This window comes from Kitasatospora sp. NPDC087271 (assembly GCF_044744605.1).
Classification (GTDB): Bacteria; Actinomycetota; Actinomycetes; order Streptomycetales; family Streptomycetaceae; genus Kitasatospora.
Map to the genome: position 1 here is coordinate 37,906 of NZ_JBIUYQ010000003.1, position 26,009 is coordinate 63,914.

General features: G+C 72.5%; 24 protein-coding genes. 6 read left to right on the forward strand and 18 right to left on the reverse strand.

Going from position 1 to position 26,009, the window contains the following annotated elements:
* Positions 1-38: 38 nt before the first annotated feature.
* From ACIO9K_RS07020 to ACIO9K_RS07090, 15 genes are all read right to left on the reverse strand, one after another.
* Entirely contained in the window at positions 39-1,382 is a 1,344-nt protein-coding gene (locus ACIO9K_RS07020) for an MFS transporter (RefSeq protein ID WP_400327581.1), read from the reverse strand.
* 112 nt (positions 1,383-1,494) lie between these two features.
* Positions 1,495-3,258 carry a sulfatase gene (locus ACIO9K_RS07025; RefSeq protein WP_363581271.1) on the reverse strand — a complete coding sequence of 588 codons (1,764 nt, stop codon included), beginning with the start codon at positions 3,256-3,258 and terminating at the stop codon, positions 1,495-1,497.
* Complete coding sequence (locus ACIO9K_RS07030) at positions 3,255-3,857, reverse strand: PadR family transcriptional regulator (RefSeq protein ID WP_363623505.1); 603 nt, start codon at positions 3,855-3,857, stop codon at positions 3,255-3,257. Before ACIO9K_RS07030 ends, ACIO9K_RS07025 begins: the two co-directional genes overlap by 4 nt.
* 350 nt (positions 3,858-4,207) lie before the next feature.
* Positions 4,208-4,570, reverse strand: coding sequence for a hypothetical protein (locus ACIO9K_RS07035; protein ID WP_400327584.1), 363 nt, complete (start codon positions 4,568-4,570; stop codon positions 4,208-4,210).
* 124 nt (positions 4,571-4,694) lie between these two features.
* Positions 4,695-6,440 carry an FAD-binding oxidoreductase gene (locus ACIO9K_RS07040; RefSeq protein ID WP_400327586.1) on the reverse strand — a complete coding sequence of 582 codons (1,746 nt, stop codon included), beginning with the start codon at positions 6,438-6,440 and terminating at the stop codon, positions 4,695-4,697.
* Between the two features lie 140 nt (positions 6,441-6,580).
* Positions 6,581-7,786, reverse strand: coding sequence for a serine hydrolase domain-containing protein (locus ACIO9K_RS07045; RefSeq protein WP_400327588.1), 1,206 nt, complete (start codon positions 7,784-7,786; stop codon positions 6,581-6,583).
* A gap of 268 nt (positions 7,787-8,054) precedes the next feature.
* Positions 8,055-8,669, reverse strand: coding sequence for a hypothetical protein (locus ACIO9K_RS07050; RefSeq protein ID WP_400327591.1), 615 nt, complete (start codon positions 8,667-8,669; stop codon positions 8,055-8,057).
* Between the two features lie 396 nt (positions 8,670-9,065).
* Positions 9,066-9,878, reverse strand: coding sequence for a TIGR03619 family F420-dependent LLM class oxidoreductase (locus ACIO9K_RS07055; RefSeq protein WP_400327593.1), 813 nt, complete (start codon positions 9,876-9,878; stop codon positions 9,066-9,068).
* Positions 9,875-11,233, reverse strand: a complete 1,359-nt coding sequence (locus tag ACIO9K_RS07060) for a class I adenylate-forming enzyme family protein (RefSeq protein ID WP_363623499.1) — start codon at positions 11,231-11,233, stop codon at positions 9,875-9,877. Before ACIO9K_RS07060 ends, ACIO9K_RS07055 begins: the two co-directional genes overlap by 4 nt.
* Positions 11,230-11,748, reverse strand: a complete 519-nt coding sequence (locus ACIO9K_RS07065; RefSeq protein WP_363623497.1) for a polyketide synthase — start codon at positions 11,746-11,748, stop codon at positions 11,230-11,232. Before ACIO9K_RS07065 ends, ACIO9K_RS07060 begins: the two co-directional genes overlap by 4 nt.
* The gene (locus ACIO9K_RS07070; protein WP_400327596.1) at positions 11,745-12,842 is read right to left on the reverse strand and encodes a beta-ketoacyl synthase N-terminal-like domain-containing protein; all 1,098 of its coding nucleotides are present in this window, start codon (positions 12,840-12,842) and stop codon (positions 11,745-11,747) included. Before ACIO9K_RS07070 ends, ACIO9K_RS07065 begins: the two co-directional genes overlap by 4 nt.
* Before the next feature lie 5 nt (positions 12,843-12,847).
* Positions 12,848-13,231 (reverse strand): polyketide dehydratase, encoded by a 384-nt coding sequence (locus ACIO9K_RS07075; protein ID WP_350876226.1) that lies wholly within the window; start codon positions 13,229-13,231, stop codon positions 12,848-12,850.
* 7 nt (positions 13,232-13,238) lie between these two features.
* On the reverse strand, positions 13,239-13,787 hold the full coding sequence (locus tag ACIO9K_RS07080) for a thioesterase family protein (protein ID WP_363623495.1): 549 nt from the start codon (positions 13,785-13,787) through the stop codon (positions 13,239-13,241).
* Complete coding sequence (locus ACIO9K_RS07085; RefSeq protein WP_400327598.1) at positions 13,784-15,169, reverse strand: aminotransferase class III-fold pyridoxal phosphate-dependent enzyme; 1,386 nt, start codon at positions 15,167-15,169, stop codon at positions 13,784-13,786. Before ACIO9K_RS07085 ends, ACIO9K_RS07080 begins: the two co-directional genes overlap by 4 nt.
* A complete protein-coding gene (locus tag ACIO9K_RS07090) occupies positions 15,166-15,573 on the reverse strand; it encodes an acyl carrier protein (RefSeq protein ID WP_363623492.1) in 408 nt (135 codons plus the stop codon). The genes ACIO9K_RS07085 and ACIO9K_RS07090 overlap by 4 nt, the downstream gene beginning before the upstream one ends.
* A 503-nt stretch (positions 15,574-16,076) precedes the next feature.
* Here ACIO9K_RS07090 and ACIO9K_RS07095 point away from each other — a divergent pair.
* From ACIO9K_RS07095 to ACIO9K_RS07115, 5 genes are read left to right on the forward strand one after another with little or no spacing between them, the layout of a single operon-like run.
* A complete protein-coding gene (locus tag ACIO9K_RS07095; RefSeq protein ID WP_363581246.1) occupies positions 16,077-16,592 on the forward strand; it encodes a hypothetical protein in 516 nt (171 codons plus the stop codon).
* A 1-nt stretch (position 16,593) separates the two neighbouring features.
* Entirely contained in the window at positions 16,594-17,508 is a 915-nt protein-coding gene (locus ACIO9K_RS07100) for a dihydroorotate dehydrogenase (protein WP_400327601.1), read from the forward strand.
* Entirely contained in the window at positions 17,505-18,296 is a 792-nt protein-coding gene (locus ACIO9K_RS07105; RefSeq protein WP_363581243.1) for a creatininase family protein, read from the forward strand. The genes ACIO9K_RS07100 and ACIO9K_RS07105 overlap by 4 nt, the downstream gene beginning before the upstream one ends.
* Entirely contained in the window at positions 18,293-19,588 is a 1,296-nt protein-coding gene (locus ACIO9K_RS07110) for a hypothetical protein (protein ID WP_400327603.1), read from the forward strand. Before ACIO9K_RS07105 ends, ACIO9K_RS07110 begins: the two co-directional genes overlap by 4 nt.
* Positions 19,585-21,129 (forward strand): MFS transporter, encoded by a 1,545-nt coding sequence (locus ACIO9K_RS07115; protein WP_363623488.1) that lies wholly within the window; start codon positions 19,585-19,587, stop codon positions 21,127-21,129. The genes ACIO9K_RS07110 and ACIO9K_RS07115 overlap by 4 nt, the downstream gene beginning before the upstream one ends.
* A 152-nt stretch (positions 21,130-21,281) precedes the next feature.
* Here ACIO9K_RS07115 and ACIO9K_RS07120 read toward each other — a convergent pair whose 3' ends face one another.
* Entirely contained in the window at positions 21,282-21,944 is a 663-nt protein-coding gene (locus ACIO9K_RS07120; protein WP_400327605.1) for a pyridoxamine 5'-phosphate oxidase family protein, read from the reverse strand.
* Positions 21,945-21,971: 27 nt separating this feature from the next.
* Positions 21,972-23,015, reverse strand: a complete 1,044-nt coding sequence (locus tag ACIO9K_RS07125; RefSeq protein ID WP_400327607.1) for an alcohol dehydrogenase catalytic domain-containing protein — start codon at positions 23,013-23,015, stop codon at positions 21,972-21,974.
* A gap of 224 nt (positions 23,016-23,239) precedes the next feature.
* On the opposite strand from ACIO9K_RS07125, the gene ACIO9K_RS07130 reads away from it, so the two are divergent.
* Entirely contained in the window at positions 23,240-24,925 is a 1,686-nt protein-coding gene (locus ACIO9K_RS07130) for a GAF domain-containing protein (RefSeq protein ID WP_400327609.1), read from the forward strand.
* Here ACIO9K_RS07130 and ACIO9K_RS07135 read toward each other — a convergent pair.
* A complete protein-coding gene (locus ACIO9K_RS07135) occupies positions 24,922-25,926 on the reverse strand; it encodes an Acg family FMN-binding oxidoreductase (protein WP_400327611.1) in 1,005 nt (334 codons plus the stop codon). The genes ACIO9K_RS07130 and ACIO9K_RS07135 overlap by 4 nt on opposite strands.
* Between the last annotated feature and the right edge of the window lie 83 nt (positions 25,927-26,009).

Below are 26,009 nucleotides of genomic sequence, written 5' to 3' on the forward strand. Positions count from 1 at the left end.
GCCGGCCGCGCAAGGCGGGCCGTGCAAGGCGGGCCGGGTCAGGCCAGGGCTGCCTGGCGCCTGAGGTCGAGCTCCCGCTGCACCCGCTGAACGTCCTTCGCGTAGGGCAGGTGGAGCAGCGTCAGGAAGGCGCCGTTGACGAGCATGAGGACCACCAGGACCGCCAGGAACACCGGGCGGAGTCCGACCGCCTGGCCGAGGAAGCCGGCGCCCAGGCCGAAGGCGGCCCACGCGAGGGCTTCGAAGACCGAGACGTAGATCGTGAAGGCGGTGGCCCGCAGCTCGGGCGGGGTGACCGCCATGACCATCGGGCGGTTGAGGCTGGGATTGACGCCCTGGGCGACACCCATCAGGCAGAAGAGCAGGGCGTAGGCGCCGATGCCGCGGTAGTGGACCTGGGTGCCCAGGAAGGCGAGGACGGCGAAGGCGACCTGGGCGCCCTGGAGCGCGCCGGGAAGCCCGTGGCGGGGGCTGCGGCGGGTCGCCCAGTCGGCGAGGAAGCCGCCCAGCAGGGTGCCCAGCAGGTATCCGATGCCCAGCGGCATCAGGACGACGGCGGCTCGCTGGGTGGTGAAGCCGAACACGTCCACCAGGTAGACGACGGCGAACGAGGAGAGCAGCAGGTGTCCCGAGAGCAGCCGCGACACCAGGAGGATCGCGAAGCTGGGGATCTTGAACAGCGAGACGACGGCGGACAGGTCGATCTTCGTCCGGGGCTCGCGGGCGGCCCGGTCGAGGTCCGCGAGTTGCCGCTCGGCCGCGCCGCGGCCGGGGTCGCGGAAGCAGAGCAGCAGCACCCCGCCGAAGAGGATGTTCAGGACGCCGACGCCCCACAAGCCCCAGCGCCAGCCGTCGTGGACTCCCGCCAGTTGCCCGATGAGCGGGCCGAGCACCGAGCCGACCAGCGACAGCGCACCGTAGAGGGCGCCGACGGCGCGACCGCGCGACGCCGGGTCGAACAGGTCGCCGATGATCTCGGAGACCAGCGGCTGGGCGGCCGCGTAGCCGGCCGCGAGGACCGTGACGAAGACCAGCAGCTCGGTGAAGTCCCTGGAGAAGCCGGCGGCCACGCCCCACACCCCCCACAGGCCGGTGGACAGGACCAGGACGCTCTTGCGCGACCAGCGGCGTGCCGCCCACACCCACAGGGGGGCCGCGAGCACGCCGATCAGCTTGCCGGCAGCGGTCAGGACGCCGAGCGAGCCGAGGGTCAGTCCGAGGGCGTTCCTGATGACCGGGAACAGGCCGGTGACCAGGCCGGCCTCGGTGCCGTCGACCAGCATGGCGCCGCCGAGGACCGAGAGCTGGGCCCATCGGCCTTTGACCGGGGGCGGGCCGGTCCTCGTGGCGGGCCCGGGAGTGCCCTCGATAAGGTCGGACATGCGCGACTCCGCTCTTCGCATCGTTCGTCACAGGGGCAGTGCGGGGGAAAGGCGGCGTGCTCGCCGGTGACGGGGCTGCAACCCCGTCACCGGTACGTCGTGCGCCGGCTGGTCAGAGAGCGGCGAGTTCCTCGGCCACCCGGCGCAGGGCCGACACGTCGGTGAGGCCGCCGGCCAGGGCGGCGACGTCGATCAGCGGCGTCGGGCCGAGGAACTGCAGGAATTCGGAGTCGACGATGCCGGGCAGGTGCCTGCGCATCACCTCCACGGCGACCGGGTCGGAGATCAGGGCGAACACGGGGGTCCGCAGCGAGAAGCGTCCTGGGGGGTAGTCCTCCGGGTGGGGCAGCGGCTCGGCGGCCCGGTCGGCCTGCTCGCGCTGGGCCCGGACCAGCAGGTGCTCCGCGCCGACCGGGCCCTCGGCCGGCAGGCCGAGGCGCTCGTACTGGCTCGGCGGTGCGTCGCCCGCGCGCATCAGCTCCACCAGCAGGGTCGCCATCCGCAGCTCGGCCGCGTCGTCGACGAGGGGGGTGCGCTGGTCGGGGTCGCCCTCCAGGTCGAACAGCAGGGTGCCGTGCTGGTAGGGGTTGATGAAGGTGCGGCCGGGGACGCGCAGGGTGCGCACGCCCTTGGTGAAGGTGAACGGCTCCGCCAGTTGGAGGTTCGCCAGCTCGGCCGGGGAGAACCGCCCGCGCATGTGGGTGGGCATCAGCGTGTGTTCCAGCAGCGGCGCGTTCTGCGCCGTGGCGGGGGCGCGCATGTAGACGTACCGGCCGTCGGTGACGTTGACGTGGCCGCCGTGGATTCCGAACAGGGCCGCCTCCCGCACCGGGGTGTCCTCGGCCACCGGCAGCGGGCGGCCTTGCACGTCCGCGGGGCGCTCGATGCCGAAGTACTCCAGCAGCGTCGGTGCGAGGTCGATCGTCTGCACCAGGGCCCGGCGCCGTTCCCCGGCCTTGCCGGCCCGCGGGTCCCACACGAACAGCGGCAGGTGGACCAGTTCGTTGTACCAGGGCTGGACGGTCTTGCCCCACCAGCCCTTCTCTCCCAGCAGCAGGCCGTGGTCGGTGTTGACGATCAGCAGGGTGTCGTCCCAGAGGTTCTGCTCGTCCATCAGGTCCAGCACCCGCCCGAGGGAGTGGTCGCACATCGACAGCAGCGCCGCGTACTCCAGGCGGGCGTGCTCGACCTGGCCGGGGGTCTCCACCACGCGCTTGTAGTCGGGCCAGTCGAAGTGCGGGCCTTCGTAGTCGTGCGGGTAGAGGTCCTTGAACCGCTGGTGGCTGAAGAACGGCTCGTGCGGGTCGAAGGTCTCGATCTGCACGAACCACCTGTCCGCCTCCCGGTTGGTGCGGACGAACTCCAGGCCCGCGTCGAAGGTCAGCGTCTGCGGGTGGCGGTCCTCGGTCGCCAGGTGCGGGCGGTTCACCCAGTCCTGCCGGTAGGACTCGAACCGGAGCTTCTTCAGGTCCTCGGGGATCTCCGGGTCGGCCACCTGGCCCTTCCACGGGTCGCCCTCCTGGCCGCGGAAGAACTCCCAGGTGTTGTACCGGCCGTGGTAGGTGGCGCCACCGTCCTCCCAGTAGTGCGGGTGGTCGCTGACCAGGTGGGTGTACACCCCGTTCTGCTTGAGCAGTTCGGGCATGGAGTCGTCGAACGGCTCCAGCGGGCCCCAGCTGCGGTGCAGGAAGTTGTACCGGCCGGTGTGGATCTCGCGGCGGGCCGGCATGCACGGCATCGACCCCGCGTAGGCGCTGTCGAAGGTGACCGACCGCTCGGCCAGCCGCGCGAAGTTCGGCGCGTGCGTCCAGTCCCCGCCGTAGGGCGGCAGCATGTGCCGGTTGAGGCTGTCGAACATCACCATGATCGCCTTCATGCGGCGCTCCCCTCTCCGGCCGGCGGCGTCTTGCGCCCCGGCTGCCACTGTTCGAGACGCCGGAGCATGCGCTCCAGCCAGGCCACCCACGCGTCCATCGCGCCGGCGCCGTACTGGTGCAGTTCCTCGTAGACCTCGCGTGCCAGTTCCTGGTCCAGCTCGGGCAGCGGGTCCTCGAAGCGGACCGTGCGGTCGCGGGGCCGGTTGCGGGCGATCTGCTCGCGCCGGTGGTCCAGTTCGGTGCGGATCAGCCGGATCGCCGCCTCGCGGTCCAGGACCGCGGCGAAGGCGAAGCGGGAGAGGAAGTCCGCGTCCTGGAACCGGCTGGGCGGCTCGTACGGGGAGCGCACCCACTCCATCAGCGCCTCCCGCCCCACCGGCGTGAGCCGGTACACCTTCGCGTCGGGACGCCCCTCGCGCGGATCGACCTCGAACGCCACCCAGCCGTCCGCCACCATCCGCCCCAACAGGCGGTAGATCTGGCTGTGGTGGGCCCGCGAACGGAGGAACTGGCCCTCCGTCTCGACCCACTTGCGCAGGTCGTACCCACTGAACGGCCGGCCGGCCAGCAGGGCGAGCAGGACGTACTCGAACTGCATCGAGCCCCCTATGTGCGGAATCACCTATGTGCTCAGTGTGCTATCCGCGACATGGGGGCCGTCAACGCGGCGGGTGGCGAATTATCCCACCGTTCATATGAGTTCACGGTGATTCACAGTGCACAGCGCACAGTGCACAGCGCCTGCGCTACCGGCGGGGACGTCGAAACCCGGTGCGGCTGCGATGGAACAGGCCCCTCCCGGGAAAACGGGCGCCCCGCGGCGGTCCGGGCGAACCCGGAACCGCCACGGGGCGGGCCGTGCCGGTCGTCACCGGACCGGCACGGTCCCCGGCCTACGCGCCCGGGGCGACCCGGGCGGCCGGAGAGGTGTGCTCAGGAGAGGCGTGCTCAGTTGAAGACCAGGACGTCGGTGCGCATCGGCAGCGCGCTGCCCCAGCCGATGTTGATCTTGAACGTCACCAGTCCGCTGCCGGGGGCGATGCTCGACACCTGGAAGGGCGCCGCGCCGACGAACCGGTTCCCGTTGCCGTCGATCTCGGAGGCCGTGATGACGACCGTCGAGTCGATCCCGATGACGTTCCAGGCGATCTGGAGGTTGAACGTCCCGTTCCCCGGGGTCCACGTCCACCACCCCCGCCACACGGCGCCGACGTTGCCGCCGATCGCCGCGAGGCCCTGGTCCCGGTCGGCGGGCTGCGAACTGCTCGCGATCCGCGGCACCTCGATGGAGGAAGATTCGGCTGCGGCCATGACGGCTCCCCTCGCGCCGGGAGAGCCCCCACGAGCCCCCCGATACTTAGAGTGTCCAGTAATGCACACAGTGCAACAATCACTCGTGCGAGTGAACCTCCGGCGCGCCTCCCCCGGGGCTTTTCTACGGCCTCCGGTCGGGCGGTTCGATGGCGAGGGCGTGCCGGAAGATGTTGCGCGGGTCCCAGCGGGCCTTGACCTGTTGCAGGCGGGGGTAGTTGTCCTTGTAGTACAGGGCGTGCCACGGGGTGCCGGAGGTGTTCCACTCCGGGTCGGCGAGGTCGGTGTCCGCGTAGTTGATGTAGGAGCCGTCACTGACCTCGCCGGGGACGGGGACGCCTCCGGTGTTGCGGTACACATCGCGGTAGAAGTCGCGGACCCAGGCCAGGTGGGCGGCGTCGTCCGACTCGTCGGCCCAGACGGTGTAGTAGACGGCCTTCATGACCGAGTCGCGCTGGGCGACGGCGGTCGCGTACGGGGGCACCGCGTTGACCTGGCCGCCGTAGCCGACGAGGAGCAGGCCGCACTCCGCACCGCCCGTACCGTCCGTCAGGTGCCGGTAGGCGGTGGCGAGTTGGGTGTCGGTGAGGGAGCGGCGCAGGTAGCCGGCCTTGTCCTTGTAGCGCCGGGTGATCGAGTTGCCGGCCTCGCCGGTCCCCGGCCAGGTGCTGGTGGGCAGCCAGGGCATGGCGCCCCGGAGGGTGGCGGGTTCGGTGGCACCGACGTCGGCGGTCACCGCGCGCACGAAGTCGGTGAGCACCGCGTCGGAACCCGGAACGCCCGCGTCGATCTGCACGACCAGCTCAAGGGTGCCGGACTTGCGGTGTCCGGCGATGAGGACCGCGTACAGGTTCGCCGCGGGGGTGCCCGGTTCGCTGTTGCGCTCGTGCCAGGCGCCGTAGTTGCGCAGCAGGGTGGTGAACGCCCGTTCCGTCATCTTCTCGTCCCAGGTCCAGGCGACCAGGCACCTCCGCAGCTCGCCCGGGGCGCGCGGCAGGAGTGCAGCGGGGTCGCCGTGGGAGCGGGTGCCGGAGGCGTCGGGGCCGGGGGCGGGGACGTCGGGGCCGGGGGTGTCGTGGGAGCGGAGCCAGTAGCGGGTCACGACGCCGAAGTTGCCACCACCGCCACCGGTGTGGGCCCACCACAGGTCATGGTTCGGATCGTCCGGGTCCCGGGTGGCGACCACCGCCCGGACGGTCCCGTCCCGGTCGGCCACCACCACCTCCACGGCGTGCAGGTAGTCCACGACCGAGCCGTAGGCGCGGGACAGCGGACCGTACCCGCCGCCGGCCAGATGCCCGCCCACGCCCACCTCGGGGCAGCCGCCGGCCGGGATCGTCACGCCCCAGCCCTTGAACAAGACCCGGTACACGCGCCCGAGGGTCGCTCCCGGCTGCACCGCGAAGGCACCCATCGCGGGGTCGAAGCCGACGGCGTCCATGGGAGAGAGGTCCAGCAGGAGCTGCACCGCCGGGTCGCCGGTGAAGTTCTCGAAACAGTGGCCGCCGCTGCGCACGGCGATCCGGCGCCCGGAGCGGACGGCGTCGGCGACGGCCCGCACCACCTGCTCGGTGGAGCCGGCCAGGCGGATCTCCTCCGGCCGGCCGACGAAACGGTAGTTGTCGCCCCGCAGCAGGCTGTCGTAGCGGGAGTCATCGGGGCGGACCGTGACCGGCCCGAACGGCCGACCCTCCGGCCCGCCCCCACCTCCCGCCGGACCACCTCCCGCTCCCGCCGGCCCCGGGCCTTGGCGGCCCGCCGCCTCGGCGGGCCCGACGGCCAGGCCGGCGACCGCACCGCCGACCGCCACCGCACCGGCCCGAGCGAGCAGGTGGCGACGCCCCAGCCGTTCGTCCGCCGACCAGTCCATCTCTTCCTCCGTTCACCACGACCATCCGTCAGCGCATGCTACCGGCGCCCACGGAATCCAAATATGCTTACTGTAACGACAATTGACGTAGAATCAGCAACACTGATCGTCGACACGCCCAGCCCGCCCCCGGCGGACGTTCAGCGGGCGCCGCAGAAGACGGCGTCGAGGAACTTGATGCCCGCCTCGTTCTGCGCCGTCTGCTCGGCGTCATCGCCCCGCGGGGTGTAGGAGACCGCGACCTGGCGGTCGGCGGTGCCCCACAGCTGAGTGGAGAAGCCGAAGGTGCCGCCGTTGTGGCCCAGCACGGTGGTGCAGGAGAGCTTCGCCCGCGCCAGCCCCATCCCGTAGTCGATCTCGTGCGAGCCCGGCACGGTCTCGAGCATCGTGGTCATCTCGCGCTGCTCCGCCGGACGCAGCAACTTCCCGTTCAACAGGGCCTGCTGGAACCGGGTCAGGTCGTCGGTGGTGGAGATGATCTCTCCGGCGGCGCCCGCCCAGGAGGGGTTCTGGTCGGTGACGTCGATGTCGGTCTTCTTGACGTTTCCGGTGCCGGCGCCGTCCACGGTGGTCCAGTAACTGTGGGCGTGCGGGCCGGGGATCGTGGTGGAGCGGCCGGGGACCGTGGTCTTCGTCATCCCGAGCGGGCGCAGGATGCGCTGAGCGACCTCCTGTCCGTAGGGGTGCCCGGTGACCTGCTCGATGATCAGGCCGAGGACGTCGAAGTTGGTGTTGGAGTAGCCCCATTGGGTGCCGGGCGCGAAGTACGGCGCGTGGGAGACGGATGAGGTCACCAACTGGCGCGCGGTGAACGTACGGTTCAAACCGCCCTGGGCCAGCCATGTCCGGAAGACGGCCGGGTCGTTGAGGTCGGGAAAGACGTCGGTGCCGTCGTTGGTGGCGTCGAACAGGCCCGTACGCTGGTTGAGCAGCTGGCGGACGGTGATGTTCTGCCCGTTGGGGACCAGCCCCGGCAGGTGGCTCGACACCGAGTCCTCCAGGCCGAGCCGGTGCTCGCCGACCAGTTGCAGCACCGTGGTGGCGACGAACGTCTTGGTGACGCTGCCGATCCGGAACCGGCCGTCGCCACGGACGGGCGCCTGACCGACCAGGTCGGTCACCCCCGTGGTGCCGCGCCACCGCTGGTCACCGTCACGCACCTCGGCGATCGCGGACACCGCCTTGGCGTCGGTCAGCCCGTTGAGGGCGAGTTGCAGCGGACCGCCACGCAGGCGGGCCGACGAAGCTGCGGAGTCCTCGGCTCCCGCCACAGCGGCGGAGGCGGGTGACGCGGACACCGCCAGACAGAAGGCTGCGATCAGGGCACTGGTCAGACGACGAGACATGGGGCTTCCCTTCACTCGGGCGAACAGGAGTTCGCCACGAGTCAGCCTGTCAGCGCCGCCACCGAGGGAGCATCACTCCGGATGAGGACCCGTCCATCCTTCAACAGGCTTACGAAATCGACACCTTAGGACACCAGAGAGGTACGCGAGGGGTCGTCCGGCGGTCGCATCCGGGGATGCGCCCGCGCGCCCGGTGAGTTGTGGCCGGGGGAGCCTCTGGTCTGGTGGCTCCCACCGGCGTCGGCACAAGGCCCCGTTCTCCGGCCGGTCAGCCGGCGCTGACGACCTGGCCGCAGACGATCGTTCCGTTGAGCGTGACCGTTTGACCGAGGTCGTAGGTGGCGGCCACCTCCGTGTTCGTCAGCGTGACCGTCCAACTGTCGCCGGTCTTCGTCGCCTTGATGCCGGTCGCGTTGTTCTTCACGTAGCCGCCGACGTGGGCGGCGGTGCTGACCGGCATCATCCAGCCGGTGCCCGACTGGACGCCGGCGACGCTCGGGCCGCCGGCGTTCTGGTCCGACGGGGCCTGGAAGGACTCCAGCTCGCCCTTGATGACGGTGCAGGTGCTGTCGGCGGCCTTGATGGAGCCCGACTCCACGCCGCTGAAGGTCACGTCGGCGCTGCCCTTGCCGGCCTTCCCCGGCGCGCCGGTGGGGGCGCCCGCCGCCGGGGGCGCCGCCGCGTCAGCCGTCGCCGCACCCGCGGACGTCGAGACCTCGGCCCCAGGTGCGGTGGCGCTCTTCGCCGTGCTCGACGATCCGCATCCGGCGAGGGATATCAGCGTCGCACCGGTTATGAGCCCGATGACGACACGTCGTCGGTGGAGTTCGGTCCGTGACATGTTCTCGCCCCTAGATCTCGCGTGTGAGTACTTGTCGATCACTGCGCAGAGTACGGCAGGCGGCTGTCGGTCGCGGTACGCCGGCCGGATACCGGGCCGGTGTTCTGCGCTGTGATCGCCATGCCCGGCACCATAGCCTGACGGTCTGACGAAAAGTGTTCGCGATCGAGTTGGTGGACACCGGTCCACCTGGCGGCAGAACGGCCGCCCCTGACCCGCCACGCGGAAAACCGGATTCCTCCCCGGGCTGAAGGCCGGGACATCCCCCGAACCCGGGTGAAGCACCGCACGAGCGGTTCTTCACCCCGGAGGGCCCGGCGGAGCGGATCCTCGGCGACTGAGCGCATGTCCCCGCCGGCAACGGCCGCCGGGCCGTACGCGGGCCTCTGGAGGTCGCGCGATGGCCTGATCGGCGGTTCCGTGTCCTGAGCCGGTGTGCTACCCGGTCAGCGCCGCGTGCAGGGGGCCCAGCAGGGAGAGGTCGTCGGTGGTGACGGTGAGGTGGGTGGCGCCGGCGGACCGCCAGGCGTCGGCGAGGGAGCGCCAGGTGTCCGGCCGGCCGGGGGCGGGGCGCAGGCGGGCCTCGACGCCGAAGGCGCTCCAGTCGCGGCCGGCTTCGGTCACCGCCGTCCGCAGTTCGGCGATGAGTGCGGCACCGCGGTCGACCCGGTTGGCGAGCAGGCCGGACATGGTGAAGCCGTCGGCGAGGGTGGCGATCCGGCGCAGTGAGCCCGGTCTTCCTCCGGTGCGCAGGGTGCCGCCGCCCATCCAGAGGGGTACGGCACCCGGCCGGGGGGTGAGGGTGACCCCGGAGAACGCGACGTGCTCGCCGGCGAAGTCCGCGTCCGGCCGCGTCCACAGCAGGCGCAGCGCCTGGACCTGTTCCTCGAACAGTGCCGCACGGGTGCCCGGGGCGACGCCGAGGGCGGCGGACTCGGCGGGGTCGGATCCGATGGCGACGCCCAGCCGCAGCCGGTCGCCGCTGAGGTGGGCCAGCTGCGCGGCCTGCTTGGCGGCGAGCACCACCGGGCGGTGCGGCAGGATCGTCATCGCGGTGGCCAGCTCGATCCGGGTGGTGACGGCTGCCAGGAACGCCACCAGCGTCAGGCTCTCGTAGGCGGGCACGCCGGACACCAGGTGTTCGGGGACGGACAGGTGGTCGTACCCGAGGCTCTCCGCGGTCGCCGCGAACGCCCGGAGTCCGGTGGGTGAGAGGGTCGTCGGGACGGTCCAGCCGAGGCGGAGGGTCATTTGCGGAAGGCCTCCGGGTCGGCGGTGGAGACGAACACCGCGCGCGGGCGTTCGGCGGGCAGCAGCTGGGAGTTGAGGAGGTGGCGTAGCGCTTTCTCGCCGCCGGGGAGGGTGCCGGTGACCGACAGGTGGACGTGGAGGACCTGCGTGCCGTCCTCGTTCACCACCTCGGGCACGCAGTGCACGACCCCCGGGATGGCGTGCGCGGCCTGCCGGACGGTGTTCAGTGAGACCTTCTCGCCGCGCAGCACCACGAAGTCCGACAGCCGTCCGTGGAAGGTCAGATAGCCGTCGTCGATCGAGAAGGCGTCCCCGGTGGCGATGGTCCGCGGCCCCAGCAGGACTCTGCCGCTGTGCTGCCCGACCCGTCGCAGCAGGACGGTGCCGGATTCGACCAGCAGTTCGCCGACGTCGTCCTGCACCCCGCGCAGTGACGCGCGCACTCCCGGCAGCGGGCGGCCGACCGAGCCGTAGCGGTGCGCGGGCTCGGCGTGCGCGGCCAGGGTCGACACGCGTGGTCCGGCCTCGGTGAGCCCGTAGGTCAGGTACAGCTCCGCGGAGGGCCGCGCGGCCAGCAGGCGGGCCACCTCCGCGGGTGCGAGCCGGTCCCCGCCGACCGCCAGTGCCCGCAGGCCCCGTGGCACGAACCCGGGGTCGGCCAGGAGTTGGCGGGCGATCGTCGGGGTCACCGCCGAGTGGGTGACCCCGCGCGCGGTGACCGCGTCGCGGTACGCGGCCGGCGAGAACGGCGGCCCGTCGAGCACCAGCCGCGCCTTGGTCACGTACGCGGCGAACGCCTGCGCCACGAGGGCGTAGGAGTAGTACAGCGGCAGGTTCACCAGCAGGGTGTCGGCCGGGGTGATGCCCGTGGCCCCGGCGTGCAGGCGGGCGTTGTGCAGGAGCGAGGCCACCCGGTGCACGCACGCGCTGAACATCCCGGAGGTGCCGGAGGTGGACAGCAGGATCTCGCCCGGCCGGTACGGGGTGGTGGGGTGCCCGGTCGGCACGGCCAACGCGCCGCCCACCGGCAGCTGCGGCCCCGCGCCGGCCAGCCGGGTGGTCACCACGACGCCGGCCCCGACGTGCCCGGCCAGCGCGCGCACTCGCTGCCACGGCGTGCTCGGCGGCACGGCCAGCGGCACCAGGCCCAGCAGCAGCGACGAGAGCAGCACGCGCAGCAGTTCGACTCCGTTGGTGAGGCAGAGCACGACCGCGTCGCCCGGTGCCAGGCCCAGCCCGGCCAGGTCCGCCAGCACGTCGTCCACCCCGGCCGGGGCGCCGCCGCCCGTACTGGCCGGGGTTGCCTCGACCCGGGTCAGGAAGTCGGCCACCTCGGACCGGGTGAGGCTGTTCACCGGTCGTCCCGGGCGCTGGTCAGGACCAGGCAGCGACACAACTGCCCTTCTCCCGCGGCGGGTTGCAGGCCGACCAGGAGCACGTGCCGGGCGTGGCCGTCCGCGAGCCAGCCGCCGAGCACCGTGAACGCGACGGGGGTGGCCCGGTCGGGGTGCGCCGCCAGCAGCAGGGACGGCCCGCGCAACCCGTGGCGCAGGGCGGGCAGCCCGGCCAGGACGCCCGGGTTCGCTCCGGCGAAGCGCAGTGGCGACACCCGGGACCTCGGCACCGAGTCGGCGATGCGGCGCATCGTCCGCTCGCTCCCGGTCGCGCTCATGACCAGGATCCCGGTGTCGGCGGCGTCGTCGAGCACGGGTTCGGCGCAGTCCGCCAGTGCCCGGTCCACGGTCTCGGCGACCAGCCAGGCCGCCGGGTCGGCATAGAAGGACGGTTTGTTCACCGCGTACTCGTCCGGGTCGTCGGCGACGACCGTCGCCGAACCCAGCATCCGGGTGCCCGTCGGCACGTGTGTCACGCCCTCACCCCTTCGAACAGCAGGCACGTGTTGAACCCGCCGAACCCCAGCGTCAGGCTCAGTCCGGCGCCGGGGCCGACGGGTTGCGCCGATTCCGCGGCCAGCCGCAGCGGGGCCGCCGGATCGCGCAGCCCGAGGACCGGTGGAGCCTGTCGGTGGCGCAGTGCCAGGACCGTCGCCACGGCCTCGATGGCCCCGGTCGCGCCCAGGCTGTGCCCGAGCGCCCCCTTGGTGGCGAACACCAACGGGCCGTCGGCTCCGAACAGTTCCAGCAGGCTGCGCGCCTCGACCTCGTCGTTGAACGGTGTGCCGGTGCCGTGGGCGTTGACCACCGCGATGTCCGCGGGTGCCAGGCCCGCGGAGGCCAGGCAGCGTTCGACGGCGCGCAGCACGGCGCGTCCGGACGGGTCCGGTGCGGTGAGCCCGGCGGCGTCGTTGGCCGCGCCGGCCCCGCGCAGCCGGGCGTGCACCCGGGCGCCGCGTTCCCGGGCGGAGTCGGGGTGTTCGACCACCACGAAGGCCGCGCCCTCGCCGAGCAGCATCCCGTCGCGCGTCCGGTCGAAGGCCCGCAGTCCGGTGGGGCTCATCGTGCCCAGCGCGGAGTGCCCGAGCCGCTTGGCCTCGGTGACCACGTCCACCCCGCCCGCCACGCAGACCCGCCGCTCGCCCGAGCGCACCAGGGCGTGCGCGACGGCGATCGCGTCCGACCCCGCGGAACAGGCGGTCATGACGCAGACCGGCGTACCCGGGTGCCCGATGCCCGCCGCCGCGTCGTCGGCCCAGGCGTGCAGCGTCGGCTCCGCCTCGTCCAGGCAGGCGCCGAAGCTGGTGCCCAGGACGAGGCCGACCTCGGGGTCGGTGGTGGACAGCCGCGCGTCCGCGAACGCGGCGGACAGCGTCCGCCCGGCGAGCGCGCGCTGGCGCTCGCCCGCCGGGGTCCCGTACGGCACCGACGCGATGACGGCGGCGGCGGTGTTGCGCAAGGAGTGCGGCGAGTGGACGGGCGCCAGCGCCGAATCGCCCGCGCACAGCCGTTCCCACACCGCCTCCTGGTCCCGGCCCAGCGGAGTGTCCCAGGCCAGTCCGGTGATCACCGGGGTCACCACGGCCGGGCCGCCGCGGGATCGACCTTCGTCCGGCTCATCGCGCCGCGGAACCCGGCGACCGACCGGCCCTCCACGGTCACCACGGCGGAGAAGGCGAAGGTGGGGCCGGACAGCCGGTCCGCGCGGACGTCGAGCACGACCTGGTCGCCGGGCACGACCGGGGCGAGGAACCGGGACTTGACCGTGCCGACCAGGGTGACCTCGTCGTCGGCGAGCGGATCGCTGCTCAACTGGTAGAGCAGGACGCCGGACTGGGCGAAGGCCTGCATGGTGTGGCTGCCGGGCAGGATCAGCCCCGGGGTCAGGCCGCGCTCGGGCAGGTGCCCGGACAGCGCGCCCATCTCCGCCGAGACGGCGAACATGCTGCGCAGGAACACGCCGGGCTCATGGTCCAGAACCCGGTCGATGAACAGGCGGGGGTGGCGTCCGCGCACCAGGGCCGCGATGGCCGAGGTGCCCAGCGGACGTGCCTCGCGGACCGTGACGGGAGGGGGTGCCGATTCGTTCGGGTGTCGCATCCGGGACGATTCCTCTCAGGGCCTGTCGCAGCGGTGCCGGCAGGGGCACCGCGCGCCGGGTGTCGGGGGCGACGGCGGCGAAGACGAGGTCGCCGGTCACCAGCGGGGTGCGGGTGCCGTCCTCCTCCTCCCGCAGCAGACGTACCGCGAGGGCGAACCAGGCCGCGCCGACGTGGTCGACCCGGGTGTCCCCGATGATCACGTCGCGGTACACGGCGCTGTTGAGGTAGGCCACCCGCAGGTCGGCGACCACCAGGTCGACGTTCGCCGCGCTGAAGGCGGTCAGACCCGCGTCGTGCGCTTCGAGGTGTTCGGTGCCCGCGGTCTCCATCAACGAGGTGTAGCGGGAGAAGTGCACGATCCCGGTCGCGTCGGTGTCGACGTGCTCGACCCGGGTGCGGAACCCCTCGCTCACCACAGGGCCCGGGCGCCCGCCGCCACCCGGTCCACGATCTCGTCGGCCTGCGTCCCGGTGGTGATCAGCGGCAGCACGATCCGCAGGGTGGGGTGGACGTAGCGCCGGCCGCCGGGGCGTTTGCCCGCGCCCGCCATGAACTCCGCGTACACGCCCGCTTCGATCAACTCCCGGCGCAGCGCGCCGATCCGGTCGGCCGCCGCCGCGGTCAGTTCCACGCCGAACATGACCCCGCTCCCGCGGACCTCGGTGAACACGTCCGGGTGGCGGCCCACCAGGGCGTCGTCGAGATGCTTGGCCAGGTTCACGCCGACGTCGGCCGAGCCTCGCAGCAGCCCTTCGGTCTCGATGTGCTCGATGCCGTCGCGGATCACCGCGCAGTTCGGTGGTCGCAGGTCGGAGGTGGTCACGGCGCCGGAGGAGCGGACGGCGAGCTCCTTGCGGGCGATCACCATCGAGGTGGACACCGCGCCCATGCCCAGGAACTTGCCGATGACGGTGATGTCGGTGGGCACCGGTCCGTCCGCGTCGCGCATGGCGAACCAGCCGCCGGTCTTGGCGAACGTCAGCACCTCGTCGGCCACCAGCAGCACGTCGTCGGCCGCGCACCGCCGCGCGAGTTCGCGCAGGTATCCGGGCGGAGGCGGGAGGATGCCCGCGTCGCCCTGGATCGGTTCGACGACGACGGCCAGCAGCCGGTCGGCGGACTCGGTGAAGTACTCCGTCAGGGCGTCGAGGTCGCCGAACGGGATGTGGTGGACCCGGACTCCGTACGGGCCGACGGTGTCCGTGCCGGGCAGCCCGGCCCGGTAGTACCTGCGGTTGAGCAGCTGCACCAGGCCGCCGGTCCAGCCGTGCCAGGCGCCGTGGAAGGCGAGGATGGTGTCGCGCCGTTCCTTGCCCGGGCGGTGGCGCAGCCGCCGGCCGTCGAAGCGGGATTCCAGCACGAGTCGCAGCGCCAACTCGTTGCCCTCCGAGCCGGAGTTGCGTCCGCTGACGTGGTACCGCCCCGTGGGGAAGTGGTCGGTCCACAACCCGCCGGGGCCGAGGAGCCGGTCGAGGAGCTCCGCCCGTTCCAGCGAGCCCAGTTCGTCGGTGACGTTGCCGACTCCGGTGCCGCGCGCCAGCGCCGCTCGTACGACGGGGTGGTCGCCGCCCAGGGTGGCGCTGGCGTAGCCGCCGCTGGCGTCCAGCAACCGCAGCCGCCTGCCCCGGTGTTCCGGGCTCAGATCGACCACGTCGAGGTGCAGACCGCTGCCGCCCACGCAGGCGAACGGGAGCCGGGCCGCCCCGTAGTGGTTGAGGTGCAGGTCCGTGCCGCGCGACAGCACACCGGTCCGGTCCCCGGCGTGGTCGTCGGCGCCGACCGGGGCCGTGCTCACGCGGTGGCCGAGGGGCGGTCGGCCCCCGACAGCCGCTCGACCAGCGTCAGCACATCACCGAGGGTGGACAACTCCCCCGCCGCGATGGCCTCGTCGGGGATGCTGATGTCGAACGCCTCTTCACACTGCACGCGCAGTTCCACGAAACCGAGCGAGTCCATGCCGTAATTCTCGCGCAGCCTGTCGTCGAGTCGCATCCGGTCGATCGGCACCTCCACCAACACCTCGGAGTGCAGAATTCGCTTGATGGTCTGCAAAGGATTCACCAGAACTTCCCCTCTGGGTGGGTTCATTCGAACAGGCTGCGACCGGACGTCCGGCGTGCGGAAAGGCGAGCGAGATCGCGGAAACGGTCGGGCCGAAAGTGGGCCGACGCTGATCGAAATTAAGGCGGTGTCAGCCATTCACGCTTTATCGAAGCTAGCCGAGGCTTTATCGCCTGTCAATGGTCCCCGATTTACCTGCCATGCGGCTTGGAGCGCCGGAATCGACGATTCTTTTGCACGTTAGTTCGACGGCGATTCGGCCATTCACGAACACACGGTCCCTTTACCTGCGAAAACCAGCCCGCAGCGCGCCTCCTGGGCGGGCCGGGATCGATGGGCAGGCGACAGTTATGCACCTTTTACACTATTTGAGACACATCTCCGCCTGGCGCATATGCTTCTTGTCCTGGTGAATCGTCCCGAACTAGCCTGAGGTCGTCCATTTGTCTGGATGGACGCACAGCGCGGGAACGGGTACGCCATCGGGCCCCCGGCGGCGGCGTCAGGCCTCGCACCCGGCTCCCTCCCAGTTCACTGCAAGCGCACCATCTGATGACGCTGACTACTTCTGCTTCCTGCCGACCGAAGTCCACCCCCTTGCACGGCCGTCGGCAGACTCCTTCGAAGGAGCTTCGAAAGTCATGAGTGTCACCCCGGACGCCCTGCGCGGCGTCACCGTGTTCGTTGGCGGCCCGATCCAGCACGCCTTGGTGCCCGGCGGGATGGCGGCGCCGATCCACGATTTCCTGAGACTGACCATCGACCAGTCGCAGCAGGCCGGCGCCACCGTGCTGTCCGCGCACGTGGCCGAACGATTCGGTGCCGACACCGCTTCGTTCACCCCCGAGGAGGTGTCCGTGCGCGACTACGCGTGGATGCGCGAATGCGATGTGTTCGTGCCGGTACTGCCGGTGCTCGACGGCACCTTGCTGCGCACGGACGGCACGCACATCGAACTGGGGTGGGCCAGCGCGCTGGGCCGCCCCATCGTGGGCATCACCGACCAGCCCTTCGCCGAGTCGGCCAGCCACCTGCTCAAGGGGCTCGCCCAGGTCGCGTCCGCGACGTTCCTGTCCGCCAAGGAGATCGCCAAGGACCCGGCGCTGCTGGTCGACGGCGTGCTCGCGGCGCTGGGCCGGACCAGGGCGGCGGCCTGACATGGCGGCCCCGACCCACCTGCTGGGAATGCACCTGGCCAACCCGGTCGTGGTCGGCTCCGGCCTGCTCACCGACCAGGAGCGCAACATCCGCAGGCTGCTGGACGCCGGCGCGGGCGCGGTGGTCACCAAGACCATCCACCCCAACCCGCCGATCGGCCTGGACGAACGCCTCGTCAGACTGCCCACCGGAATGATCAACAGCACCACCTACTCCAAACGGTCCGTCGATCACTGGGTGCGCATCCTGCGCGACCTGACCCGGGACGGGCTGCCGGTCATCGCGTCGCTGCACGCCGACAGCCCGGCGGAACTCGCCGAGTTGGCGGCCCGGGTGGAGGCGACGGGCTGCCCGGCGCTGGAACTGGGCATCTCCTGCCTCAACGAGGAGGACGGCCTCGACGACACTCCCGAGCGGGTGCACGCCTACACCGCGGCCACCCGCGCCGCGACGCGGGTGCCCTTCTCGGTCAAGCTGGCCAGCGGCGAAGGCCTGCACGCCCGGGCGTTCGCCGCCGCCCGCGCCGGCGCCGACGCGGTGACCATCAGCGACACCCTGCCCGCCGCCGCCGTGCACCCGGAGACCGGCGACCTCCAACTCGGCGGCGTCTTCGGCTACTCCGGACCGGGCATCAAGCCGCTCGTACTGGCCTCCCTGTGGAAGCTGCGCCGAGCCGGGTTCACCCTTCCCGTGCTGGCCTCCGGCGGCGTGCAGTCGGGCCGGGACGTGCACGACTACCTGGCGGTCGGCGCGGTGGCGGCCCAGGTGTACACCGCGCTGCACACCGACATGTACCACACGCTCGCCCGGATCGTGACCGAGACCACCGGGACGGGGAACACCGGAACGGGGAACACCGGCCACGGCCTCGCACCCGTCACCGGAGCGGACCGGTCCGAGCAGGTGCAGCCGTGACCCCCCGCAGCTCCGGGCCGCAGCTGTGCGACCTGAGCAGCGCCGACGTCCTGGCGGCCACCGCCGGGCGGACCGTGGTGTGGCCGGTGGGGGCCACCGAACAGCACGGTCCGCACCTGCCGCTGTCCGTGGACACCGTGCTCGCCGACGCGTTCGCCCGGCAGATCGCCTACGAGCTGAACGCCCTGACCCTGCCGGCGCAGTCCATCGCGGCGCGGTCGCTGCCGCAGAGCGGCGGCGGCCTGGCCTTCCCCGGCACCGTCTACGTGCGCGGTCGGTCCCTGCTGGCCTTCCTGGAGGACGTGCTGGAGTCGTTGTGCGCCCTGCCCTGGCGCCGACTGCTGGTCGTCAACGGCCACTTCGAGAACGAGCCGTTCCTCTTCGAGGCCCTCGACGAGGTGGGCCGACGGCCGGCGGCCGCGGGCAAGGAGTTCATCGCGCTGAGCTGGTGGAGCCTGGTCGACCAGGACTGGCTGGCCGGGCGGGTGCCGCTCTTTCCGGGGTGGCACGCCGAGCACGCGGGAATCACCGAGACCAGCCTGATGCTCTACCTCCGCCCGGACCTGGTCTCGGCCGCCCGGCCCGACCACGCCGACCCACCCCGCCCGGGGATCTACCTGCACCCCGCCGACGTGAACCGCACGACCAACCAAGGCGTCCTGTCCAGCACTTCGGGCGCCACCGTCGCCCTGGGCAAGGAACTCTTCTGGCACGTGGTCGCGGCCGCGGTCGACCTGGTGTCCCGGGGCGACGGACTTCTGCACGATCTGCACGAGGAGAAGCCTTGACCGTACCCACCCTCTGCGTGAGCAACGCCGTCGACACCCTGCGCGACTTCGCCGTCCGCGCCGACGACGTCGACGAGCTGCTCTCGGAGTGCTACGCCCAGCAGGACCAGGCGCTGTTCTGGGGGCCGCTGGACAAGATGCTCATCACCTACGAGCCGATCGGAGACCTGGATTGGCAGCGGAAGTTCCTGGAGATCGACGGTGTGGTGAACCTCAGCCCGGCGGGCCGCACCGGCTCGCTGTTCGCCGACATGCTCGCCGATCCCGAGCTGATGGCCGCCGTGGCCGCCCACGCCGGACCGGGCCGCAGACTCCGGCTGATCCCGCACACCACCACCGCCGACCTGTGGCGGTTCACCGAGGCCCTGCGCACCCGGTACGACGTGCTGACCGAACTGCCGGAGAGCCCGCCGCAGCAGGCCCTCCGGGACCTGCTGGACACCAAGACCGGCCTGCGCGACCTGGCCGCCGACCTCGGCATGACCGACGGACCCTGCCGCATCCCGCCCGGTACGCACTGCGCCGGGAAACAGGACGTGCCGGCCGCGGTCCGGGACATGCTCGCGACCGGCACACCGTGCATCGTCAAGGCGGACCGCGGCGAGGCGAGCCTCGGCCTGCTGATCTTCCGGCCCGGCGACGACGACATCGCCGAACGCCTGGCCGGGAGCACCTTCTACGACGAGGACCCGGTGGTCGTCGAGGAGTTCCTCGACGGCGACATCACCTTCCCGTCCGTGGAGTACATGGTGCCCGCGGACGCCCCGCCCCACCTCTGCTACACGACCGACATGCTGTTCGAGGGCGCCACGCACCTGCGCGGCAACGTCACCGCGCGCGAGCTGCGCCGCGCATGGTGGTACCGCCCGCTGACCGAGGGCGGGCTCCGGCTGGCCGAGGAGATGCAACGGCGCGGCTACCGCGGGCGCTTCGGCATCGACGCGATCGCCCGCGACGGCGTCGTCTACCTGCACGACCTCAACGCCCGCCGCACCGGGTCGAGCCACGTGCACGAATTCGGCGAGCACCTCATCGGCCCCGGCTACCTCGACACCCACGCGGTCGGCAACTACGACTTCTACGGCCTTCCGACCGGGCTGTACCTGCCGGAAGTGCTGCGCCTGCTCGGACCGCTCGTGGCCTCGCCCCGACACGCCGACCGGGGTGTGGTCCCGACCGAGCTGACGGACCTTCAAACTGGCAGACTGAGCTGCATGTTCTACGCCCCCAGCCTCGCCGAGCTGCACGACCTGATCGACCGAGCCAGGACGGCTCTGGACCTCGGCCGGTGAGCAGCCCGCTGCCCGTGGTCGGGACGGCCCGGCGCTGGCTGGTGCTGACCGTGGTGCTGCTGTGCTTCCTGCCCGCCGCCGTGGACGTCACCATCCTCACCATCACCGTCCCGACCCTCGCCCACGAACTGCGGGCGTCCCCGACCGAACTCCTGTGGGCGGTCGACGTGTACTCGCTCCTGATGGTCGGACTGGTGCTGGTCAGCGGGCCGTTGGGCGACCGGATCGGGCACAAACGGCTGCTGCTGGCCGGACTGGCCGTCTTCAGCGCGGCCTCGGCGCTGTGCGCGGCGGCACCGAACCCGCCGGCCCTGATCGGCGCCCGGGCACTGCTGGCGATCGGCGCGTCGATGATCATCCCGGCCACGCTGGCGCTGATCCGGCAGACCTTCGGCGACGGCCGCGACCACGCGGTGGCCATCGGGGCGTGGAGCGCGGTCGCCGCCGGCGCCTCGGCGCTGGGACCGGTGGCCGGCGGCTTCCTGCTCCAGCACTTCTGGTGGGGCTCGATCTTCCTGGTCAACCTGCCGATCGTGGCACTGGCCGTGCCCGCCGTGGCACTGCTGCTGCGCAACGAGGTCGAGTCCGAGCGGCAACCGTGGGAGGCCACCTCGCCCCTGCTCTCGATGGTGGGGTTCCTGGGCTGCGCCTACGCCATCATCGCCTTCACCCACGACGGCGTCGGCATCCCGGAGGTGGTGCTGCCGGCGGCGGCGGGCCTGACCGCGCTGGTGCTGTTCGTGCGACGGCAGCAGCGGATGCCGCACCCGATGCTGGACCTGTCCCTGTTCCGGCTGCCCGGGCTGCGCGCCGGAGTGGTGGCCTCGGTACTGCCGGTGCTGGTGATGGTCGGCTTCGAACTCCAACTGGTGCAGTACCTGCAGATCGCCGAGGGACTGTCGGCGGAGGCCGCCGCGCTGTACCTGATCCCGATGCCGTTGGCCGCGACGGTGGCGGGGCCGGTGGGCGGACTGCTCCTCTCCCGCCTGGGACAACCGCGCGCGGGCGTGCCCGCCGGCCTGCTGCTCGCGGCGACCGGATACGTCCTGGTCGCCTCCGGCACGGTGGCCCCGCTCGGACTGGCCCTGATCGGGTTCGGCCACGGGCTGGTCCAGATGGTCGCCTCGAACCTGATCATGACCACCGCGCCGTCCTCCCTGGCAGGCGCGGCGGCGGGCATCGAGTCCGTCGCCTACGAGGCCGGCGCAGGCCTGGGGATCGCCGTCTTCGGCACGGTCACCACGGTGGCCTACCGACTGCTCCTCCCCCCGGGCACGTCATCGTCCCCGCTGGACGCGGGCGCCTCCCCGGAAACCGCCCGGGCCTTCACCGACGCCTTCCACTCCACCACCTGGCTGGCTGCCGCCCTCACCCTGGCCACGATCCTCCCGGCCACCCCGAGGAGGGCGTCGGCGCGGTCCGGAACACCCGGCGCAGCCACGAACGCCTCGACCTCCTCGGCCCCGTCGAGTTCGGGGACGAGCAGCACTTCGGGGACGAGCACCACGCCGAGCAGGAGACAGCCGAACGAACGGACCTGAAAGCCCGTCAAGCAGACCCCGACGGCCACCTCACTGCTGCTGCCCGGATGCCGGTAGCGTTGACGGCCTGATTTCGAAGGCGAGGGCGGTCGAGCGCCCCGGCCGCTGACGGCCGGCGCATGAAGCTCCTCCAGGCCATCTGGCGTCAATGCTCACCAGCTGCCGATCCGGCGGCCGGTGATCTTGTCCGGGCGGACGCGTACCCACAGTGGCCGGGAACCGCCGGCCCACGGGGTGGCGCCGGGCAGGGCCGAGAGCCGTCGCTCCTCGTCCGGTTCGTGGACGTGCCGGGCCTCGCCGAGGACGAGGACGCTCCAGCCCCGGCTCCGGCGGTCGTCGATGTGGTCCACCTGGAAGGAGACCGGTGAACCGTCGGGCGGGGCGGCGGCGCCACCGGGAGCCGTACGGTAGACGATCGTTGCGGCGTCCACCGCGAAGTTGACCGGGAAAACGGCCGGTGCGGACGGGCCGGGCAGTCCGATCCGGCCGATACCGTGGGTGCCGACGAGCTCCCAGCACTGCGGTTCGGTGAGGTGCAGCGGCAGCGGGCGCGCGGCGGGCCTCGACCACCCCGGCGGGGCGTCCGCGCGATGGCCCTCCAGCAGCTCCGGCCAGGTCAGCCCGAGCGCGGCGGCGATCCGGACGAACCCGGGCGGGTCGAACTCCGGGCCGGCCTTCAGCAGGTACCGCAGATAGGTCGGTGCCATGGCCGCTTCGTGGGCCAGCATCTGCTCGCTCAAGCCGAGTTGGTCGCGGCGCTCGACGATCCGGCGGGCGATGTCGGTGGTGTCGGTGGTGTCAGGACGGTCGGTCATGGTGGCGGCGCCTCCGTAGGGCAGGGGTCACGTCCGGAAGAGCGCGACCTTGAGGGCCCCGGTGTCGGCCGCGTCGGCGAAGACGTCGTAGGCGTCCTGCATCTCGTCGAGGCCGAAACGGTGGGTGACCAGCCCCGCGACATCCAGGCGTCCGACGGCCAGCATGCCGAGCAGCATCGGGGTGCTGTACGTGTCGACCAGGCCGGTGGTGATGGTGACGTCGCGGATCCAGAGGTCCTCCAGGTGGAGCACCGCCGGCCGGCCGTGCACGCCCACGTTGGCGACCCGGCCGCCGGGGCGCACCAGGCGGGTGCACAGTTCGAAGGTCTCGGGGACGCCGACCGCCTCGATCGCGACGTCGACGCCGAGGCCGTCCCGGCTCAGCTCCCGGACGGCGTCCGGGGTGGCCTCCGCGGTGGTGAGGACGGTGTCCGCGCCGAAGCGCCCGGCCGCGTCGAGGCGGCTCCGGGAGAGGTCGACGGCGATGATGCGGGCCGGGCTGTAGAGCCGGGCGGTGAGGATCGCGGCGAGTCCGATGGGCCCGGCTCCGACGATCGCGACGGTGTCGCCCGGGCCGACCCGGCCGTTGCGGACGCCGACCTCGTAGGAGGTGGGCAGGATGTCGGCCAGCAGCAGGGCGTCCTCGTCGGTGACGCCGTCGGGCAGCGGGTGCAGGGAGGTGTCCGCGAAGGGGGTGCGGACGTACTCGGCCTGGCAGCCGTCGATCAGGTGGCCGAGGATCCAGCCGCCACCGCCCGTGCACTGGCCGTAGCCGGCGGTCCGGCAGTAGGCGCAGCGGCCGCAGGCGGAGATGCAGGAGATCAGGACGCGGTCTCCGGCCGTGACGGTGCGGACGCCCGGCCCGGTCCCGGTGACGGTGCCGACGGCCTCGTGGCCCAGGACGCGGCCCCCGGTGACCTCGGGGACGTCGCCCTTGAGGATGTGCAGGTCCGTACCGCAGATGGTGACCGCGTCCACCCGGACGACGGCGTCCTCGGGATCACGGACGACGGGGTCGGGGACGTCGCCCCAGGTACGGCGGCCGGTTCCGTGGTAGCTGAGTGCCTTCATGCCCTGACCACTCCTCTCGGGCGGCGGAGCCGGGCCGGGTCCGCCCGCACCTTCCAGGTTTCCGCGCGGCCGCGGTCGCCGCCAGGGGCCCGGTCGGTCCTGTGACTGGGCCGATCGGCCCCTGCGTGTCCGGCACGGCCGGCCGGGCGGGCCTAGGCTGGTCAGTGGCGTCGGGCGAGCCGTGGAGGATTTCGTTGGGCAGCGCACCGGAGAGTCCCGCCCCCGTGCCGAAGCTGCGCCTGGACGAGTTGCTGGACGAACTCCAGGCCCGGCTGGACGCGGCCCGGGGCACCCGCGACCGGGTGCACAGCCTGCTGGAGGCCGTGCTGGCGGTCGGCCGCGACCTGGAGCTGGCCCAGGCCCTACGGCACATCGTGGAGGCGGCGGTCACCCTGGTGGACGCCGAGTACGGCGCGCTCGGCGTGATCGGCGAGGACCAGCGGCTGTCGCAGTTCATCCCGGTCGGGGTGACCGGCGAACAGGTCAGGCGGATCGGCGCCCTGCCGTCCGGGCACGGGGTGCTGGGCGAGCTGATCCGCCACCCCGAACCGCTGCGCCTGGCCCGGATCTCCGACCATCCGGCCTCCTACGGCTTCCCGGTCGGCCATCCGCCGATGGGGACCTTCCTGGGCGTGCCGATCCGGATCCGGGGCAAGGTGTTCGGCAACCTCTACCTGACCGAGAAGCGGGGCGGCGGCGACTTCGACGCCGAGGACGAGTCCGTGCTCTCCACCCTCGCCGTCGCCGCCGGAGTGTCGATCGACAACGCCCGGCTGTACGCCCGGGCCCGGCGGCGGGAGCGCTGGCTGGAGGCGAGCGCCGAGATCACCAGCAGCCTCCTGTCGGGCAGCGCGGAGCAGGAGGTGCTGGACCTCCTGCTCGCCCGGGCCACCGAGATCGTCGGCGCCGACCTCGCCGTCGTCGCGCTGCCGCTGCCGGGCACCGGCGACCTGGAGGTGCGGACCGCCGTCGGTCTCGGCGAGCAGCAGCACCGCGGCCTGGTGCTGCCCGTGGAGGGCTCGTTCGTCGGCGCGGCCGTCCGCACCGGCGGCCTCGTGGTGAGCCCGGACGTCCGCAAGGACCCGAGGGTCACCGCCGGCCCACCGCGCTGGGAGGGACTCGGCCCGGCCGTCGCGGTGCCGATCGGCACCACCGCGCAGGGCGTGCGCGGGGTCCTGATGCTGGCCCGGGTGGCCGGCGCCCCGTTGTTCGAGGAGAACGAGTCCGGTCCGCTGCTGGGCTTCGCGGCCCAGGCGGCGGTGGCGATGGAACTCGCCGAGCGGCGCCGCGACTCCGAGCAGATCGCGCTGCTGCAGGATCGTGACCGGATCGCCCGCGACCTGCACGACCTGGCGATCCAGCGGCTCTTCGCCACCGGGATGACGCTCCAGGGCGCCACCCGTTTCATCGACCATCCCGAGGCGACCGAACGCGTCCTGCGGGCGATCGACGACCTGGACGAGACGGCGAGGACGATCCGCGCCACCATCTTCGGCCTGCGGCTGCGCGAGTCCGGCCCGGCTTCGGCCGGGCTGCGCTCCCGGGTGGCGCAGGTGGTCGAGCACGCCACCCGGGCACTCGGGTTCTCCCCGGCCCTGCGGACGACCGGCCTGCTCGACACCGCGGTGCCGGCCGAGGTCTCGGACGCGGCCGTCGCCGTCCTGGAGGAGGCCCTGTCCAATGCCGCCCGCCACGCGAAGGCGGGCGCGGTCGACGTGTCGATCACCGCCGGGCCCGAGCTGACGCTCGTCGTCCGGGACGACGGGGTGGGTCTGCCCGACGGCGGCCGGCGCAGCGGGCTGGTCAACCTGGCCGACCGGGCCACCGCCCTGGGCGGCACCTTCACCGCCCGCAGCCGGCCCGAGGGCGGCACCGAACTGGTCTGGCAGGTCCCGCTGCCGACGGACTAGTCCAGCACGTGGCCGGCCGCCAGGCGAGGGGTGGGGGCGCCCTCGGGGCCGTAGCCGAGCCGGATCAGCATCTGGACGAATCCGGGGCGCTGGCGCGGGTCGCGGGTCTCCCACCGCAGGTAGGGCCATTCCATCGCCTGGTGCAGCAGGGAGGCCCGGACGCCGTGCACGGTGGCGGTGAGCAGCACGTGTTCCAGGGCGGTCCCGGCGCGCAGCCAGTCCGTCGGGGTGTCGTGCTCGGTGGTGAGCACGGCGATCCGCGGCTCGTGCTCGAAGGCGGCGGGGGCCTGGTGCTCTGCGGCCCGGAGGGCGGCGAAGTCCCGCATCGGCAGGCGGCCGTCCAGGTCCTGCGGGCCGAGCGCGGCCACCGGGATGCCGTAGGGCGGGGTGTCGCCGGTGCGGATCCAGTCGCGGCTCTCGGTGCGTTGGGCCCGGTCGGTGGTGTTGCGGCGCTCTGCCTCGGCGGTCAGTTGCAGCAGCCGGGAGGTCTCCGCGTGGTCGGGCAGGTGGAGCGTCGCCTCCTCGGCCCGGGCGGCCGTGGCCAGTTCGTCGAGGACGGCCGACGGGACCGGCTCGCCGGTGAACGGCGTGCGGATGGAGTGCCGGTGCCAGATCGCCTCGTACAGCTGCTCCGTGCCCGGGACCGGCGCCGTGGCCGGGGTGTCGAGCCGGACGGCGGCGAACAGGTCCGGCTCGGCCGGATCCGGCAGCAGCCGGACGTCGGGCGCCCAGCCGAGGTGGCGGGCGGCCACGCGCAGGTTGAGCACGGCTGCGCCGACGGAGATGTGCAACGCCCGGCCCTGCGGATCGGCGGCCGGGACGGCCCGCTCACGGGCGGCCCGGACTTCCAGCGTCGACGTCGCCGGTTCGAGCCGGAAGCGCCAGGGCTGACTGTTGTGGATCGACGGCGCCGCGACCGCCGCGGAGACGAGCTTCTCCAGTGTCGTGGCATCGAGGGCGAGGGTGGGCATGGCCGCCTCCAGGTGTGCTTCGTCGGGCACGGCTGCCGGGTCACCTCCACCGTGCGGCCGGGCCCCGGGGCGGCGCTTGGGCCGTTCGGCTCAATCCGCGGGCCCACCCGGGC

Coding starts and splice junctions, on each gene's coding strand:
- ACIO9K_RS07020 (WP_400327581.1), bottom strand. CDS start 1,382: ATGTCCGACCTTATCGAGGGCACTCCCGGGCCCGCCACGAGGACCGGC.
- ACIO9K_RS07025 (WP_363581271.1), bottom strand. CDS start 3,258: ATGAAGGCGATCATGGTGATGTTCGACAGCCTCAACCGGCACATGCTG.
- ACIO9K_RS07030 (WP_363623505.1), bottom strand. CDS start 3,857: ATGCAGTTCGAGTACGTCCTGCTCGCCCTGCTGGCCGGCCGGCCGTTC.
- ACIO9K_RS07035 (WP_400327584.1), bottom strand. CDS start 4,570: ATGGCCGCAGCCGAATCTTCCTCCATCGAGGTGCCGCGGATCGCGAGC.
- ACIO9K_RS07040 (WP_400327586.1), bottom strand. CDS start 6,440: ATGGACTGGTCGGCGGACGAACGGCTGGGGCGTCGCCACCTGCTCGCT.
- ACIO9K_RS07045 (WP_400327588.1), bottom strand. CDS start 7,786: ATGTCTCGTCGTCTGACCAGTGCCCTGATCGCAGCCTTCTGTCTGGCG.
- ACIO9K_RS07055 (WP_400327593.1), bottom strand. CDS start 9,878: ATGACCCTCCGCCTCGGCTGGACCGTCCCGACGACCCTCTCACCCACC.
- ACIO9K_RS07090 (WP_363623492.1), bottom strand. CDS start 15,573: ATGGCTGACACCGCCTTAATTTCGATCAGCGTCGGCCCACTTTCGGCC.
- ACIO9K_RS07095 (WP_363581246.1), top strand. CDS start 16,077: ATGAGTGTCACCCCGGACGCCCTGCGCGGCGTCACCGTGTTCGTTGGC.
- ACIO9K_RS07100 (WP_400327601.1), top strand. CDS start 16,594: ATGGCGGCCCCGACCCACCTGCTGGGAATGCACCTGGCCAACCCGGTC.
- ACIO9K_RS07120 (WP_400327605.1), bottom strand. CDS start 21,944: ATGACCGACCGTCCTGACACCACCGACACCACCGACATCGCCCGCCGG.
- ACIO9K_RS07125 (WP_400327607.1), bottom strand. CDS start 23,015: ATGAAGGCACTCAGCTACCACGGAACCGGCCGCCGTACCTGGGGCGAC.